At 56.6% G+C, this 16,214-nt stretch carries 12 protein-coding genes and 1 pseudogene; 12 read left to right on the forward strand and 1 reads right to left on the reverse strand.

Translation table 11 applies throughout. The features are described 5' to 3' along the window. Nucleotides 1-92: 92 nt before the first annotated feature. Nucleotides 93-461 carry a hypothetical protein gene (locus ACODS9_RS20520; protein ID WP_489094622.1) on the reverse strand — a complete coding sequence of 123 codons (369 nt, stop codon included), beginning with the start codon at nucleotides 459-461 and terminating at the stop codon, nucleotides 93-95. Nucleotides 462-652: 191 nt separating this feature from the next. Here ACODS9_RS20520 and ACODS9_RS20525 point away from each other — a divergent pair, with 191 nt between their 5' ends. The 12 genes and pseudogenes from ACODS9_RS20525 (at nucleotide 653) to tla1 (ending at nucleotide 16,147) form a co-directional block, all read left to right on the forward strand. Beyond that, on the forward strand, nucleotides 653-2,791 hold the full coding sequence (locus ACODS9_RS20525; RefSeq protein WP_489094623.1) for a polysaccharide lyase family 8 super-sandwich domain-containing protein: 2,139 nt from the start codon (nucleotides 653-655) through the stop codon (nucleotides 2,789-2,791). 230 nt (nucleotides 2,792-3,021) lie between these two features. Continuing rightward, nucleotides 3,022-3,156 (forward strand): annotated as a pseudogene (locus ACODS9_RS20530) (IS5/IS1182 family transposase); the annotation flags it as partial. Between the two features lie 650 nt (nucleotides 3,157-3,806). Continuing rightward, the gene (gene tssB, locus ACODS9_RS20535; RefSeq protein ID WP_489094624.1) at nucleotides 3,807-4,310 is read left to right on the forward strand and encodes a type VI secretion system contractile sheath small subunit; all 504 of its coding nucleotides are present in this window, start codon (nucleotides 3,807-3,809) and stop codon (nucleotides 4,308-4,310) included. 55 nt (nucleotides 4,311-4,365) lie between these two features. Next, nucleotides 4,366-5,883 (forward strand): type VI secretion system contractile sheath large subunit, encoded by a 1,518-nt coding sequence (gene tssC / locus ACODS9_RS20540; RefSeq protein WP_489094625.1) that lies wholly within the window; start codon nucleotides 4,366-4,368, stop codon nucleotides 5,881-5,883. A 24-nt stretch (nucleotides 5,884-5,907) separates the two neighbouring features. Then, a complete protein-coding gene (gene tssK, locus ACODS9_RS20545; RefSeq protein ID WP_489094626.1) occupies nucleotides 5,908-7,263 on the forward strand; it encodes a type VI secretion system baseplate subunit TssK in 1,356 nt (451 codons plus the stop codon). After that, nucleotides 7,260-7,940, forward strand: a complete 681-nt coding sequence (tssL, locus tag ACODS9_RS20550; RefSeq protein WP_489094627.1) for a type VI secretion system protein TssL, short form — start codon at nucleotides 7,260-7,262, stop codon at nucleotides 7,938-7,940. The genes tssK and tssL overlap by 4 nt, the downstream gene beginning before the upstream one ends. 5 nt (nucleotides 7,941-7,945) lie before the next feature. Further along, nucleotides 7,946-8,533 (forward strand): hypothetical protein, encoded by a 588-nt coding sequence (locus tag ACODS9_RS20555; RefSeq protein WP_489094628.1) that lies wholly within the window; start codon nucleotides 7,946-7,948, stop codon nucleotides 8,531-8,533. Nucleotides 8,534-8,906: 373 nt separating this feature from the next. Then, nucleotides 8,907-9,656, forward strand: coding sequence for an OmpA family protein (locus ACODS9_RS20560; RefSeq protein WP_489094629.1), 750 nt, complete (start codon nucleotides 8,907-8,909; stop codon nucleotides 9,654-9,656). A gap of 15 nt (nucleotides 9,657-9,671) precedes the next feature. Further along, on the forward strand, nucleotides 9,672-10,163 hold the full coding sequence (locus ACODS9_RS20565; protein WP_489094630.1) for an Hcp family type VI secretion system effector: 492 nt from the start codon (nucleotides 9,672-9,674) through the stop codon (nucleotides 10,161-10,163). Between the two features lie 148 nt (nucleotides 10,164-10,311). Continuing rightward, nucleotides 10,312-12,966, forward strand: coding sequence for a type VI secretion system ATPase TssH (gene tssH, locus ACODS9_RS20570; protein WP_489094631.1), 2,655 nt, complete (start codon nucleotides 10,312-10,314; stop codon nucleotides 12,964-12,966). Between the two features lie 2 nt (nucleotides 12,967-12,968). Next, a complete protein-coding gene (locus tag ACODS9_RS20575; protein WP_489094632.1) occupies nucleotides 12,969-15,353 on the forward strand; it encodes a type VI secretion system Vgr family protein in 2,385 nt (794 codons plus the stop codon). Next, complete coding sequence (gene tla1, locus ACODS9_RS20580; RefSeq protein WP_489094633.1) at nucleotides 15,350-16,147, forward strand: toxin Tle1 chaperone Tla1; 798 nt, start codon at nucleotides 15,350-15,352, stop codon at nucleotides 16,145-16,147. The genes ACODS9_RS20575 and tla1 overlap by 4 nt, the downstream gene beginning before the upstream one ends. Nucleotides 16,148-16,214 lie beyond the last annotated feature (67 nt).

Genomic DNA, 16,214 nt, shown 5'->3' on the forward strand with positions numbered 1-16,214 from the left:
TAGTTCGGCTTTACGTTCAGGTGAATAGTACGGCACATCGGCTCTCTTTCCGCCCTCGGAGTTTCTTTCAGGTCGGTCTGGAGACGCGACAACTATCCTGACACCGGGGGAAAGCCTGCGATGAAGATCCGCACCTGTTTGTCCAGCTGCCAGAAGTCGATGGTCTTTTCTGCGTTGATATCGCCATTGACTGAGGTGGCGGTACCCAAACGCAAGAAAGCATCCAGGCCATGCTGCTCGAGTTTTGCTCGCACCAATGCGGGCCATTTGTCCTGGGTCGATTCGTCGCCAAAGATGAACGAAAGTGGAGAGCCATTTAGCGGCTCGCCAGTGATCGCATCATGTACATGGAAAGTACGTATCACTTTGCTCCACTTGTCGTTCAACGGTATTCCCGTGTTGCAGGGTTGCCATGCGGCTGCGGGGGTATCTTTCAACGATGGTTGCGTTGTACCAGGCATGGCGTAAATCCTGCTGACTTGATGAGAATCCACTTTCTAGGCTGGTACTCGCCCACCCGCAACTGGCATTTTTGTCAGTTGCCGCGTTGCATTGGCTAGCCCACGCTTATGAAAATGGGCAGCTTCCCTACAGCTACCCGATGCAGCCAAAAGGCCGCCCCGGTGCTTGTAATCACACTCAGGAGTGGGACATGAACCTCAGTGATGCGTGGGTTGAAGAAGCCAATCGGGGAATAAAGGCGACACCGTCGGCCTGGATGGCCGATGCCGAAAAAATGCTGGAACATCTACTGGCTCATGAACCCGACGCAGCAACTGAGGCAACGGTTGGCAAATGGAGGGCTAGCTGTATAGAGGGGGTATTCAAGGACATCAGCTATCCGCAAAAAGAAGTAGGCGAGAATACCGCCCCTCTGTTTGAGCACCTGGAACGTGTACAGATGCTGGCCAGGTTCGCCATGAAACACAATGACGATGTCAGCGGGAAGTGTGCGGCCGAGGCGTTACGATTTTATACGGCACAGGAATATGTCACCGGCAATTGGTATCATTTGAAGGTGGGTCTTGCGTTACAAACGGCGCGTTGCCTGATGCTCCTGTCCGTTACACGTAATGCACCCGTCGAGAGCATTGAGTATGTCCGGGCGCTTACTAATGTTGATCAGCAACAGTACGCCGCCAATCGGGTCGAGTTTGCATACGTTCAGTTTTTTTGGTCACTTGCCGGCTGGAAAAATACATCGGATGTGAGCTACCTGGCGCAGACCTATGCAGCCTCAAGGGCCGTCTCGCAGTGCTGTGAGTTCGCCAGCCTGTCGGCCCCGACCTGGGGGGAGGGCATCAGGACGGACTACAGTTACAGTCAACACAACCCCTTCGTCATACGTGGCCAGTCCGTGTGCTCGCAATTGTATGCAGGCAGTTACGGTTTTGTGTTTCTGGAGACGGTTTTCAAGTTCAAGTCCGCACTGGTCGGGGTCTTTGGCTTGACGTCAGCCAGCCTGGAGAATCTCGAACTTCACTTGACCGAGGGCCTGGTATGGTGCGCTTACGCCGGGCGTTATGATTTTCATGTGCGGGGAAGAGCCGTCAGCCGTAGCAGCGGCGGTGGGACATCAGCATGGTCGAGGTGGTGCGAGGCGCTGCTGCCGACGGCTAAAAACCCTGGCCGGTTACGCGAGATGCAAGAGTTGGCGAGCGGAAAAGTGCTGACGGTTCCAGGGCTCAGGGGGGCTCGAGCATTCTGGGCCAATGACTATCTGTCGCACATTGACAATGATTTCGCCGTTTTCTGCAAAGTGATCTCCACGCGAACCGTAGGCACCGAAATGGGAAACGGTGAGAATCTGAAGGGTTATTACATGGGCGGCGGGAGCTATTTCGTTCATACCCATGGTAAAGAATACGAGGGCATCCAACCCGTGTGGCACTGGCAGTATTTGCCTGGGACCACGGTGGAAAAAGACCCTCATTTCGAGTACCCGCAGCTGGAGTGGGGTCGCGACGGTTGGGGCAGTCATGATTTTGCCGGGGTTCTCAGCGACGGCACAATAGGTGTTGCGACCATGATCCTGTCGCGGCAGAACATCAAGGCCTCCCGCAAAACAGTCATCACCCTGCCCGGCGAGGTTTATTGTCTCGGTCTTGCGGGGGACCTGTCGGGCGTTTCTCATGCTGTGCACACCACGGTAAACCAATGCTGGCATGACGGGACAGCGGTGACTGTAAAAGACAGGATCGGTTCGAACTCCTTTGGGGCCGGGACGTTGACGCGCTCAGATATTTCCGAGGTCAGCTACGACGGTGTCGACTATCAGTTTTTACTGCCCGCCGACGTGACCGTCGAGCTGACCACCAGTCGGGGATCATGGAAGTCCATTAATGATGGCCAGTCTGCCGAACCCGTAAGCGGCGGTACATTTTCGCTGTGGATCAATCACGGTAGAGTAAGTGAAGATAGGTATGCCTATGTGATTCGAAAGACGGGCTCGGTTGGACGTCAACCCACTTTTGTATGTTCCGCCACTGCACAATATGTTTGTTCGAGTGCAGAAGGCATGGCTGCCGGATCGGTCTTCAGCCCATCGGTCGAAATTGATCTAGGTGAAGTAAAAATCGCACCCAAGGCGCCACTGGCGTTTATTGCGTTGGTGAAGAACGCCAGGCTCACCCTGACAATTAGCGACCCGACACAAAAGCTCGATGCTGTCGAAGTTGAACTGAAGTGGAAGAGCCGGACGTACAATCACAAAGTCATGTTGCCTACTGACGTGGACTACCGTGGTAAAGGTGTTACTGTCGAGTTGACGGAAAAGGGAGTAAGCGCGTAATTGCGCAGCATCTTTCTAGTGGGGTGCTTCAGAAGTGCCACTGAAAATTTGAGCTAAGCGCTATAGAAACCCACTCATAAAACTGAGCTCATCCCCTATGCGTGCGATTGCGTGGCCATTCACCGTCGCACTGATCTCCGTTGAGGGATTCTACGATCAAGTTAGCACTGATTGTCTGACCTGTGCTGAATTAACCTCCCGTCCAACTGCCCCCGAGTCTGCTTCCATCCACCAGCGTGGATAAACGGCCTGAACATGACGGCCGGCAGATGATCTGGTAGATCGCGGCACAACGCAGCACTTACAAAAAGCTGAGTAAGTGCACCGCTCTGTACAACGCCAGACGCAAGGTTGAAAGGTCAAGGCTCAGGCAGTGGCCAAGAGCAAGGCGAAACCTGCGATCAGGAAACGAATGTCTCGCGACTTATTCGGAGTATCCCTGGGGTCTGTATGGAAAGTCTTGAGACAGCCGTTGGAGTTTGCTTCGTAACTCATAACGACCTTGCTGGGAAACATATGAGTAGGGTTTGTTTTGGGGTGAGGTTTTGCTCGCTGATGAGTACTAGTGCATGTGCGCTATTGAAATATTTTGATTTGGGTGCGATGCGTATGATTTTGTCGGAAGCTTCCTGTTTTGTATGGGTTTCTGGAAATTATTTTGCGCTCGTGCGTGTCAGTAATTTTTTGCCTCGGTTTGAAGTTCTTGAGGTGTGTCAATGTGCCAGCTGTGCTCGTGTTGCAACTCATGGGATACGACGCGGTTAGTGCTCTGGCGTGATGCCTCGAATGCATGCTGTCTTTTTGGCAGTTGTAGGACGCTTCCTGATTTTATCAAGGGACTGGCCCAAGACAAAAAGATGCGCCATGGTTTGTAGGGAAGCGCTTCCGGGTAGCGCTTTCACTCAAGTCGTCGTGCGTAATGGTCCGACAGGCTCTAATCAATTGTGTCGGGGTTCCGTGGCGCTCATTTGTGGCGCTGGTTCCCGCCAAGGAATCCCGGTCTGCAGGAGGCGGTATGGCTTCAAATAGCTTTCAGAATGAGGTGCCAAAAGCACGAGTCAATATCAAGCTCGATCTGCACACGGGTGGTGCCCAACGCAAGGTGGAACTCCCGCTCAAGCTCATGTTGATGGGGGACTACAGCAATGGGAAGGAGCAGCGTCCACTGTCGGAGCGATCCAAGGTAAACATTAACAAGAATAACTTTGATAATGTGCTGTCCGATTTTTCTCCAAGTCTTAAATTTGTAGTTGATGATACCCTCGCGAACGAGGGCGGAGAAACACCGGTCGAGCTTACTTTTCAGTGTATGAAGGACTTCGCGCCAGAGCAGGTCGCTCGGCAGATCCCGCAGTTGCGTGCGCTGCTGGCAATGCGGAACTTGCTGCGTGAGTTGAAGGCCAATCTTCTGGATAACGCTACATTTCGTACAGAGCTGGAACGGATACTTAAGGATGAGGCTCTGAGTGACGAGCTGCGTAAGGAACTAGCTGCCCTTGCACCGCAAAGCGAACGCTAGAAAACCATCATCTCGATAGACGGGAAGCTAATAAATGTCCTAAGAACAATCTTCTGTGCAGTCGCGTGGCGCCACCGTGCAGGTGGAAAAAAACTTAAGCGTTTATCACGCGCTGTTCGAAAGAATAAACCTCGAGCCACTTGATCAGATGGTAGGCATTGAAGCATTTCAAAGTGTGGATGCTTTGTCAGAAGCGACGGCTAATGAGCGCGTTACTGCATCGGTGAGCGTTTTCCTGGAGCGGCTCAAGCAAGCCTCTCCGAAGGTGGAGAAACTGGACAGGGCTTTGCTGGATGAGCACATCGCCTCGATTGACGCTCAAATAAGCAGTCAGCTGGACGCAGTCATGCATCACCCGGATTTTCAGCGTGTCGAGTCGATCTGGCGCGGTGCGAAGTCCTTGATCGATCAGACAGACTTTCGTCAGAACGTCCGGATCGAGTTGTTGGATATCAGTAAAGAGCATTTGGCGCAGGACTTTGAGGATGCGCCGGAAATTTCTCAAAGCGGTATGTACCTGCATACGTATACTCAGGAATACGATACGCCGGGTGGTGAGCCTATCGCGGCGGCAGTTTCAAATTACGAGTTTGGCCGAGGCGCACAAGATATCGCATTGTTGCGGAGTATCTCGAAAGTTGCGGCGTCGGCCCATATGCCATTCCTGTGCTCGATGGGGCCTGCATTCTTTGGCAAGAAAACCATGGAAGAGGTTGCCGCGATCAAGGATATCGGCAACTACATGGACCGCGCTGAGTACATAAAATGGAACGCTTTTGCTGAAAGCGATGATGCCCGCTATGTTGGCGGGACATTGCCCTGTATTTTGGGGCGACTGCCTTACGGGCCTGATACGAACCCGGTGCGGTTGTTCAACTATGAAGAGCGAGTCAAGGGGCCGGATCACAGCAAGTACCTCTGGGTCAGCTCGACGTTCGCGTTTGCAGCCAATATGGTCAAGAGCTTTATCACCAATGGCTGGTGTGTACAAATTCGTGGGCCGCAATCAGGCGGTGCTGTCACTAACCTGCCGATCCACCTCTATGACATGGGGACGGGCAGTCAGGTCAAGATTCCTTCGGAGGTGATGATTCCGGAAACGCGAGAGTTTGAGTTTGCCAATCTCGGTTTGATTCCATTGTCGTATTACAAGAATCGCGACTATGCGTGCTTTTTCTCGGCGAACTCAGCGCATAAACCGGCGATTTATGACACGCCTGAGGCCACGGCCAACAGCCGCATCAACTCTCGGCTGCCTTATGTATTCCTGCTTTCGCGCATCGCTCACTATTTGAAGCTTATTCAGCGGGAGAACATTGGCACGACCAAGGATCGCCGCCTGTTGGAACTGGAATTGAACAGGTGGATCAGCGGGTTGGTTACTGAAATGACGGATCCCGGCGATGACTTGCAGGCCTCTCATCCGCTGAGGGAGGCGAAGGTAGTTGTCGAAGATATTGATGACAACCCAGGTTTCTTCAGGGTCAAGTTGTTTGCTGTGCCGCATTTTCAGGTCGAGGGCATGGACATCAATCTGTCGTTGGTTTCGCAGATGCCCAAAGCTAAATCTTGACGGCTAACCTAGGAGTTTTTAATCGTGAAGATCGATCGGCCTATGTGGGCATCTGGTGTGGTGTTGTCTGCGCAGCAGTTTCAGCAGCAGGCCCGCGTTGAATCGTGGGCCAACCAGACAGTTGCTTCATTGGCATGGGTTCATCCGTGGGGCATTCGCGCAGTGGCATTTGATGCGGACGCACTGCAGCTGGGCAAACTCCTGGCCACTCGGCTGCAGCTGTGCATGCCGGATGGAACGTTAATTGACACGGATCGATTGGATCGGCTCCCCAGTGCCCTGGAGCTGTCCCGGGCGCTGTCTGAGGACAGCCAAGCTGCAACGGTGGTGCTTGCTTTGCCGCTGGAACAGGCCAATGGCAATAATTGCCTGTTCGAGGGCGGCAGAGTTGAGCGCCCCGTCAGGTATCGCCAGGTGTGGCGGGATGTTCAGGATCACTACACCGATGAAGTGCAGTCCGTCAGCGTGCTCGAACATGCACTGAGCTTGCGCTTTGAGGATGATGACAATGCCGACTACCTCACCTGCCCGGTAGCGCGCCTGATACGGGATGGGCGAGGTGGTTGGGAGATTGATCAGGCCTACATTCCCCCCTTGCTGAAGTTCGATGCACACGCTGGATTGTTGCTTCAACTGGACAACTTGCTGACTCAGCTGTCCGCCAAGCGTGAGCGATTGACGGGCATGCGCCGGGAGAGCAACCAGCGCATGGCGGATTTCGCGGTCGCAGATGTGACGTTGTTCTGGCTGCTCAATGCGCTGAATACCTACCAGCCGGTGTTGGCTGACCTTAAAGCACACCCTGCTCGGCACCCGGAGCAGGTGTACCAGCAGTTGGTGAAATGTGCAGGGGCGCTGCTGACGTTTTCGCTGGACCAGAACGTTGAGGATATTCCGGCCTATCAGCATGCAGACCTGGAGGCTGTGCTCCCACCGCTGATGCGCACTCTCTCGACCTTGTTGGAAGCGAGCCTGCCGTCACGTGTGGTGGCATTGCTGCTGGAAGCGCGCAGTGCCAACCGTTGGCAGGTGGCCCTGACTGATCCTCGTTTGCTGGAGCCAGAGGGCGCTGATTTTTACCTGTCGGTGCGCTGCAGGTTGCCAGCCGCGCAAGTGCAAAGCCAGTTTCCACGGCTGTGCAAGATCGGCTCCCCTGATGATGTGGATCATCTGGTCAATGCCGCACTCGATGGCGTTCCCTTGAAACCCCTGAGTCATGTGCCTGCGGCGATACCGCTGCGTTTGGAGAACCAGTATTTCGTACTGGACCTGAGTCATGAAAAAGGGCGTGCCATGTTGGCCGATGGCGTGTGCGCGCTCTATGTACCGAGCGTGTTTCAGGACGCCAAACTTGAACTGTTTGCGGTGCTGCGCTCATGACTTTGGCCCAGCAAAAAAACGGTGCAGCCAAGGGGGATATCGACGCCTTGCTGCAGAACACCTACTTGCTGGTGGTCGAGTTGCGCCATGGCACAGGGGTGCAAAGTAGCCCGGAGCTTTGGCCGCGTTGTGTGGCAGATGTCGAGCATGTTCGTAGCTCGCTTCAGGAGGGTGGCTTGGATCGCCGTAGCATCGAGCTTATCAGTCACGCGCAATGTGCCTTGCTGGATGAAACGGTGCTCGCTTGTGCCGAAGGTAAGGCCCATGAGGATTGGGCAATGGAAACCTTGCAGGCCAGGTTTTTCAGTAGCCACCAAGCGGGTGAATCGCTTTACGAAGACATGCGCACTGTGCTGCGTGAAGCCTCTGCACACCCTTATGTCTTCACGGTCTTTCAGCGCGTGCTGATGCTGGGCTTCCTGGGACGTTACCGTGATGTCAATCACCCAGAGCGGCAGCAGTTGCTGGCTGCAATCGATGCGCATGTTCCCCCCCTTGATACAAGTCAGTCCCTGGTCACCCACGCAAGCGGTACTTCACACCTCCTGATGTGGAGTTGGCTTCAGTCTCCTCTGATCCATGTGGTGGCTGCGTCTGGCCTGCTGATAGGCCTCTGGTGGGGGCTTGACCATACGCTGGGTGAGGCAGTGGCCTCGCTCCTTCCGGCGCAGGGGTGAGCGGGATGCAACTGAGACAAATACAAGGGCTATGGCTATGGGGCGGAACGCTGTCCTTGCTGCTCATTGCCGTGCTCCCGCTTGCTGTTGAATGGCTGCTCGCGTCTGCCGTGGTTGTTACAGGCGCAGTATGGGCAGCGTGGCGCCGAAGCAAACGAGTTGCCGCCGAGGGGCGTGAACTGCAGTGGGCCAAGGGTGCCAGCTTACCTGCTGGGTCCTACCGCCATCCGGTTGTCCTGGTGGTAGGTGATTGTCTGGCTGAGCTGTTTGGTCCAGTGCCTGCTGAGGAGTGGGCGTTGCGGGTAACGGGGGAGGGGTGCTATGTCCGGGTGTCTGATGTCCAGAAGCTGCCCGCAACGACAACCAGTCTGCTGTTGCAAAGGCCTGAGTGGAACGCTCAGCTGAGCGTCATGTGGGTTGTGGATCCCTCCGTCCATACAGATGCTGCAGTGTTGGCGAATGAGCTGCGCAGCGTGCATCTCCAGATCACGAGGTTGCGCGAGCGTGGTAGCCCGATGTTATTTCCAGAGCACTTCGCAGACTTCGGCCTGGTTTACCTGGGAGGCCGCCAAAACCAGCGTGCAAGCGCATGAGCCAGGTTTGTGCATGAGCCTGGCTGAATGGCAGGGATGGAGCGCGGACCCTGATCTCCGGGCTGCTCGACTGCGAGACATAGTGCAATTGAACGCTGCTGCCGGTTGGTTGAACGATGTGTGTATGTCGCAAGTGCGCGTGCGGAGTTCTCGCCAGAAGATCGCAGCCACCGCCGTTGCTGTTGCATGGGCTCCCATCTCTGGCAGGCATCCTGAAAACAACCTATGGCACCGTTGGCTGCAGGAGCGGACCGGCCTTTGCTTTCACCAAAGTGGGACTGATGAAGCCAATAGGTCATTGCCGTTCCCTGACGCGCTGCTCCATTTGCTGCCCCGCAGTGCTCGAAACAGGAGGCCACACAGAGCTGTGTTGGTGGGGGGCTGGCTGTTTGTGCTGGCAGGCTCCATCGCTTTGATCAGCTCGGCATGGCAGAACACATTGTTGGTACGGCAGGTCACCGACGACCTGCGCCGCTACGACGCTGCTTCGGCGAGCGCTGAGCCTGACCGGCTCCCCCAACGGGAGACCGCGCTGGTCGTGCTTCAGCAGGATGCCGAGCGCTTGGACCACTATTACCGCCAAGGTGCTCCGTGGTCGCTGGGCCTCGGCTTGTACCAGGGCGAAAAGTTGCGCCCGTCATTGCTGGCGGTCATCAACGGCCATCGTATGTCGACCATGCCTCAGGCTTCGCCCAACAGGCCTCAAATGGTACGCCTGGACAGCCTCTCCCTTTTCAGCAGTGGCAGTGCGCAGCTTAAACCGCAGTCGACCAAGGTCCTGGTCACAGCGTTGGCGGACATCAAGGCCCAGCCAGGCTGGCTGATCGTGATCACGGGCCATACGGACGCTACGGGCAACGACGAACACAACCTGCGCTTGTCGCGCGCACGTGCGTCTGCGGTTCACGACTGGATTCAACACATGGGTGACATCCCCAGCAACTGTTTCGCGGTGCAAGGCCTGGGGGCCAGCCAGCCCATTGCAAGCAATGACACGGAACAAGGACGGTCGGCCAATCGCCGAGTTGAGATTCGCCTGGTACCGGAGGCGGGGGCCTGCCAGTCCTCGACTGCGGGCTCAGGTCTGCAACCCCAGTCGCATTCCGCGACCTCCAACTCCTGAAAGAGGACTTTCTAAATGGCTATTCCTGTTTACCTGTGGCTGAAAGACGATGGCGGTGCCGATATCAAGGGCTCGGTGGATGTTCAAGATCGAGGCGGCAGTATTGAGGTCGTCGCTCAGGATCATAACTTGTACATTCCAACTGATAACAACACTGGCAAATTGACCGGTACACGCATCCACACCCCATTCCTGTTCAGCAAAGAAATCGATGCGTCTTCCCCGTATCTCTACAAGGCCGTCACAACCGGTCAAACGCTCAAGTCGGCGGAGTTCAAGTGGTACAAGATTAATGATGCCGGCCAGGAAGTAGAGTACTTCAATACCAAGCTGGAGAACGTGAAGGTCGTTCAGGTTGCACCAAAGATGCACGACATCAAAGATCCTGAGAAGGAAAAGCACAACCATTTGGAAGCGATCGAGTTGCGTTATGAAAAAATAACTTGGACATTCAAAGATGGAAACATCATTCACTCGGATTCCTGGAATGAGCGTACTACCGCCTGATGGAACCTGGCTGTCGGCCTGTAATTGCTGACGGTCCCCTGTGTATTGGGTTGAGCGTCCGTGCGCGGGCGTTCAGCCAAATACACCTCGGCCTTTCAGATACGTCGTGCTCATGACGCTAAGATCAATTACGACAAGGATGCCCTGTATGGCACATGATCCTACCCGTTTACTCCGCCGTCTCAACGGTCACTGTACCCAGGCACTTACGGCGGCGGCGTCCATGTGTCAAGCACGTGGGCACAGTCAAATCACTGTTGAACACTGGCTGTTGAAGTTGTTTGAGCAAGGAGAAGGCGATTTGGCCGTCATCGCCCGCCGTTTTGGTTGGGATGTGGATGCCTTGTGGAAAGGACTGCTTGAGTATTTCGATACCTTGCCGCGCAGTGTGCTCAGCAAGCCCCAGCTAAGTCTCGAAGTGCAGCAACTGATCAGCAGTGCGTGGCTTCAGGCATCGCTGGGTCGCGATTGTGAACAGCTTCGCTCTTTGCACTTGTTGCTAGCATTGGTTGAGACTCCGCACTTACTTCATTGCTCCTTCGCTTGGCCATTACTAAGTGTAAGTCCAGCGCAGCTACAACAGGTCGAGTTACTGCTTGAGGCCGACTCCGAAGAAGGCCGGTCGATACAAAACTCACTGTTCAAGTCTGAAACCGCACCACAGCCGCAGTCTGACGTGGATTCCTGCGTTGATGCGGCGCAGCTGGCGGTCTTGGACCAGTTCAGCCATGACGTCACCGCCAAGGCTGCAGCGGGGCAGATCGATCCAGTCCTAGGGCGTGATGATGAAATTCGTCAGGTGATCGATGTGCTGAGCCGTCGCCGCAAGAACAACCCCATTCTGGTCGGTGATCCCGGTGTCGGAAAAACCGCCCTGGTCGAGGGGCTCGCCTTGCGCATCATCAGCGGCGCTGTCCCTGACAGCTTGAAGCCGGTGAGCATCCGCACGCTTGACCTCGGGCTGCTGCAGGCTGGGGCTGGCGTCAAGGGCGAGTTCGAGCAGCGGCTCAAGAACGTGATCGATGCCGTCCAGCAATCGAAAAAGCCCATCCTGCTCTTCATCGATGAAGCGCATACCTTGATCGGGGCTGGCAACCAGGCGGGCGGCGCAGACGCCGCGAACCTGCTGAAGCCGGCCCTGGCCCGTGGCGAGTTGCGAACCATCGCTGCCACGACCTGGAGCGAATACAAGCAGTACTTCGAGCGTGATGCTGCGCTGGAGCGGCGCTTCCAGATGATCAAGGTGGATGAGCCGAATGATGCCAATGCCTGCTTGATGTTGCGCGGGCTCAAAGCGCGTTACGCCACCTATCACGGTGTGCATGTTCAAGACGCTGCCGTGCAAGCGGCGGTCAGTTTGTCCCGGCGCTTTCTGACGGGGCGCCGTCTTCCGGACAAAGCAGTTGACCTCATGGATACCGCCTGTGCACGCGTTCGCATGAGTCTGGATTGTGAACCACAGGCACTGGTCCAGCTGAGGTCGCAAAAGTCGGCTCTGACTGCAGAGCGAACTGCGCTGGAGCAGGATGCACAGCTTACCGGCAGTTTGATTGAGCCCCGCCTGGTGAAGATCAACGCCCAGCTGCTTCAACTGGAGAGCCAGCAGGCCGCGCTGGAGCTGCAGTACCAACAAGAGCTCGAATTTACGCAACAATTGCTCAATGTCCGCCAGGCCGAGCAGGTCGATGCAGCGGCGTGCGCCCAGTTGCAACAAGAACTGAGCTACGTGCAGGGCAATCGGCCGCTATTGTCGCTCGACGTGTGTGCCCGCAGTGTGGCCGAGGTGATCGCCGACTGGACGGGCGTTCCCCTTGGCAGCTTGCTCAAGGACGAACACGCCAGCTTGTTGAACCTGGAAGATCAACTGGCCGAACGCGTTGTCGGCCAAGAGCCGGCCCTGCTTGCACTGGCTCAGCGGTTGCGTGCTGCCCGAACAGGGTTGACGAACGACAACGCACCGCTGGGCGTTTTCCTGCTGGTAGGTACCAGTGGCATCGGCAAGACGGAAACGGCGCATGCCCTGGCCTGCAGCCTGTTCGGCGGGGAAAAGTCGCTCATCACCCTCAACATGTCCGAGTACCAGGAGGCGCACACCGTCAGCCAACTGAAAGGGTCGCCGCCTGGCTACGTCGGCTACGGCCAGGGCGGCATACTCACTGAGGCCGTGCGCCAGCGCCCCTACAGCGTCGTGTTGCTGGACGAAGTCGAGAAAGCCCATCGTGATGTACTCAACCTGTTCTACCAGGTGTTTGATCGCGGCTTTATGCGCGATGGTGAAGGACGAGAGATAGATTTCCGCAACACGGTCATCCTGATGACCTCCAACCTCGGCAGTGACCTACTGCAAAGTTGTATCGAGCAGCAGCCAGCCACAGACGGCAGCGCCCTCCATGAGCTGTTGCGCCCGGTGTTACGCGAGCATTTCCAGCCGGCATTGCTGGCGCGCTTCCAGACTTTGATCTTCCGACCACTGGAAGCGAGTGCGCTCAAGCGCATTGTCGCGATCAAGCTCGACCAGGTTGCCAGGCGTTTGCAGCGTCATTACGGCTTGCAGTGCGAGGTAGATGACTCGCTCTACGAGGCCTTGGTCGCCGCCTGCCTGTTGCCTGATACCGGCGCCCGCAACATCGACAGCTTGCTGAACCAGCAGATCCTACCGGTACTCAGCCAACAGTTGTTGCAGCGCCAAGCCCTGGGGCAGCCAACTCGAACGGTGACGCTCGGGTACTGCGAAGACAGCGGTATCAGTTTGAGCTTTTCCGATGAACACGACGCAGCGCAGCTGGCTGCCGAGAGGGCTTGATCATGGCGAAACCATTTCCAGGTTCCACCCATAACCACTACACGCTTGAAGTCGATGAACTGGATGCGGTTGAGCTCGATGTACTGTCGTTCAAAGGCGAGGAATGGCTGAGCCAACCGTTCCAGTACACGGTCGCTTTTACCTCTCCGACACAGGACATCGATGCTGCCAAGGTCCTCGGGAAGGGCGCCAGTTTTCAGATGGGCTCGTCAGGACAGATACCGCCCACTGCGATCCCCGCGGGAGCGTCGCGCACGCTGTATGGTGTGATTACGGGGTTCAAGCGCCTCTCCAGCTCCAGGGATGAAGCCCGATACGAGGTGATCCTGCAGGCTCGTCTGGCGCTGCTCAGCCGTGGCAAACAGTACCGGATTTACCAACATCAGTCGGTTCCGGAAATCGTCGAAAGCATCTTGCGCAGCCGCCACCAGTTCGAAGGTCAGCACTTTCTGTTCGACCTGGTTCGCGAATACCCCAAACGCGAACAGGTCATGCAATACGGTGAAAGTGACCTCGCCTTCATCAGCCGTTTGTTGGCAGAGGTGGGCATCTGGTACCGCTTCACGCACAACAACAAGCTGCTGATCGACGTTGTCGAGTTTCATGATCATCAACAGCATTACCAGTTCGATGTCAGCTTGCCCTATCGGCCGTTATCGGGCCTGACCAGCAGCGGGCAGGATGGTGTTTGGGCGCTGCAGGTCAGACATGAGGTGGTGGAGCAGCACATCAACGTTCGCGCCTATCACCACCGTGATGCTGCGGCTTTCCTGGAGGGGGAGGTGGATCACAGCCGAGGTGCGATCACCACCTATGGCGAAGGCTACCACTACGGTGAACCCTACACCGCGCTGGGTGACGCAATTGCCCAGGATGAAGACCTGCTTAGCGAGAGTGGTTACTTCTATGCGCGCCTGAACCATGAACGCTTCCTCAACGGGCAAACCCGCTGCAGTGGCATCAGCAGCAGCGTCACACTCGTTCCGGGGCAAGTGGTCACAATCACGCATGGGGCGCCGCAGGTCTTTGAGCCAGGGGTCGTCATGACGCATCTGACCGTCGAGGCGGCCCGGGACTGCAGTCTGGAAGTCACCTTCGAGGCGATACCGTACTCAGAGTCGATATGCTTTCGACCGCCATTGCCGAACAAGCCGCAGATCGCTGGCACAGTGCCGGCGCGAGTCACCAGCACCCAGCAGAACGATCCCTATGGTCACATCGACCTGGAGGGCCGCTACCGAGTGAACTTCCTGTTCGATCGGGACAGTTGGAAAGCGGGAGAGGAGAGTGTCTGGCTACGACTGGCGCGACCGTACGCGGGCGACACCCATGGCCTGCACTTGCCGTTGATCTGCGGTACGGAAGTGGCGGTGGCGTTCGAGCACGGCGACCCTGACCGTCCCTATATCGCGCATGCCTTGCACGACAGCCAGCATCCTGACCCTGTAACGCTGCGCAACTACAAACGCAATGTGCTGCGTACACCCGCGAACAACAAGTTGCGGATGGACGATACGCGTGGGCAGGAGCACATCAAGCTCAGTACCGAACACAGTGGCAAGAGCCAGCTCAACCTGGGGCATGTGGTGGATGCTAACAATCAAAAACGTGGTGAAGGTTTTGAGTTGCGCACCGACGGCTGGGGAGCGATTCGTGGTGGCAAGGGAGTGTTCATCAGCGCTGATCTGCAAGCAGATGCTGCTGGCGAAGCGCTCACCATGGAGCGCGCCAGCGCTCAGTTAGAAAGTGCGAAGCGACAATTGACCCAGTGGCACCAAATTGCACAGAACCATCGCAGCCACCAGCCTGACGTTGAGGGTTTGAGCCGGTTCGAGGCTCAGGCAGAAAACCTCAAAGGTTCCGCAATTCTGATTAGCGCACCTGATGGTGTTGGCACCGTGACGCCGGCAAGCCTGCTCCTGAAAAGTGGTGAAGCCCTCTATGTTCAAACTGATGAAGAGCTCAACTTGGCTGCAGGCACACGGCTCTTCGCCCACTCCGGCCAAGGCATTTCTCTCTTGGCCCAGCTGCAGGGCATGCGTCTGGTTTCTGGCAAAGGCCCGCTGGAAATCGAGTCGCACGGCGACTTGCTCAATCTGATTGCTCAGCAAGACATCACCGTCCAGTCTGTGGAGGGCCATATCCAATTGACGGCCAAGAAGGGCATTACGCTTGGCTGTGGCGGTGGTTACATCCGTATTACTGACCAAGGCGAAATTCAGATTCATAGCCCGGGGCTTCTCAGTCTCAAGGGCAAGCACAGATTCAATCCCCCGGCTGGCGAAACCTTCGCGCTGCCCGAGTTGCCGGGAGCTGTGTGTAAGGAATGCCTGAAGAAAGCGCAAGCCGCTGCCCAGGGTTTCGTACTCAGGGAGGCGCAGGCATGAGCATACAATCGTGGCTTGATCTTCTGCTGCGTGCATGCGAGCAGGCACAGACTCGCCATCTGCACCTAATCATCGACCAGGCCGGTTTCGAGTTACCGATACGGCCCAGTGTACTGAGCGTTGACCCACCGCTGGACTGGTACTCGCTGTTCACGGGGCTGCCTGAGGAAGGCGCCGAGGATCTGGCCCCCCTGCTGGTGCGGGTTGATCTGACACAGCCGCTGCACAGGCAATGGCTTTTTGGTTTGCTGAACGCCACCAATGGCCTGCCAGTGGTAATGACCCTGGCATCTAGTTGGCCCTTTTCGATACTCGCAGAGCACCTTGGGCGCGGCCTCGAGGCACTCAACGGCGGGTGCCTGGGCTTGTTGCGCTACTACGACCCGCGATTGTTTCCCTTGCTGTTCAGTCACGTACTGACGCTTGAGCAGCAGCAAGCATGGCTGCAACCGGCTTTGTTCTGGAGCTGGCTAGACCGTGATGGCTTACCCCGTCACTTGCTGGGTGCAGCTGAATGCCCAGTGATAGAAGACCCGCTCACTCGCCTTGAACTCAGTGACAGCCAGGTCGACGTGCTCTGTTGCGCCAGTGACGCCACCGCAGCTATGGCCCGCCTTGCTGCGGAGCTTCCCGGCGAATGGGGGGCGGAGCAGCGCTTTCGCGCTTGTTACGGCGGGATGTTGGCTGCCAGCTCGACAGGCCTGCTGACAACCGCTCAGCGCGAGGCACATACCCTTGAACACGTGCGCCAGGCCTGGGTAGGCGAACCTGCAATCGCGGGGAAACATGGATGACAAGGCGTTCGCTGATGGGCGGCAGGCCCGCCCAGGCGGTTTGATTCCGCACATTCTTTCAATACCC

The organism is Pseudomonas sp. FG36, from assembly GCF_057809275.1.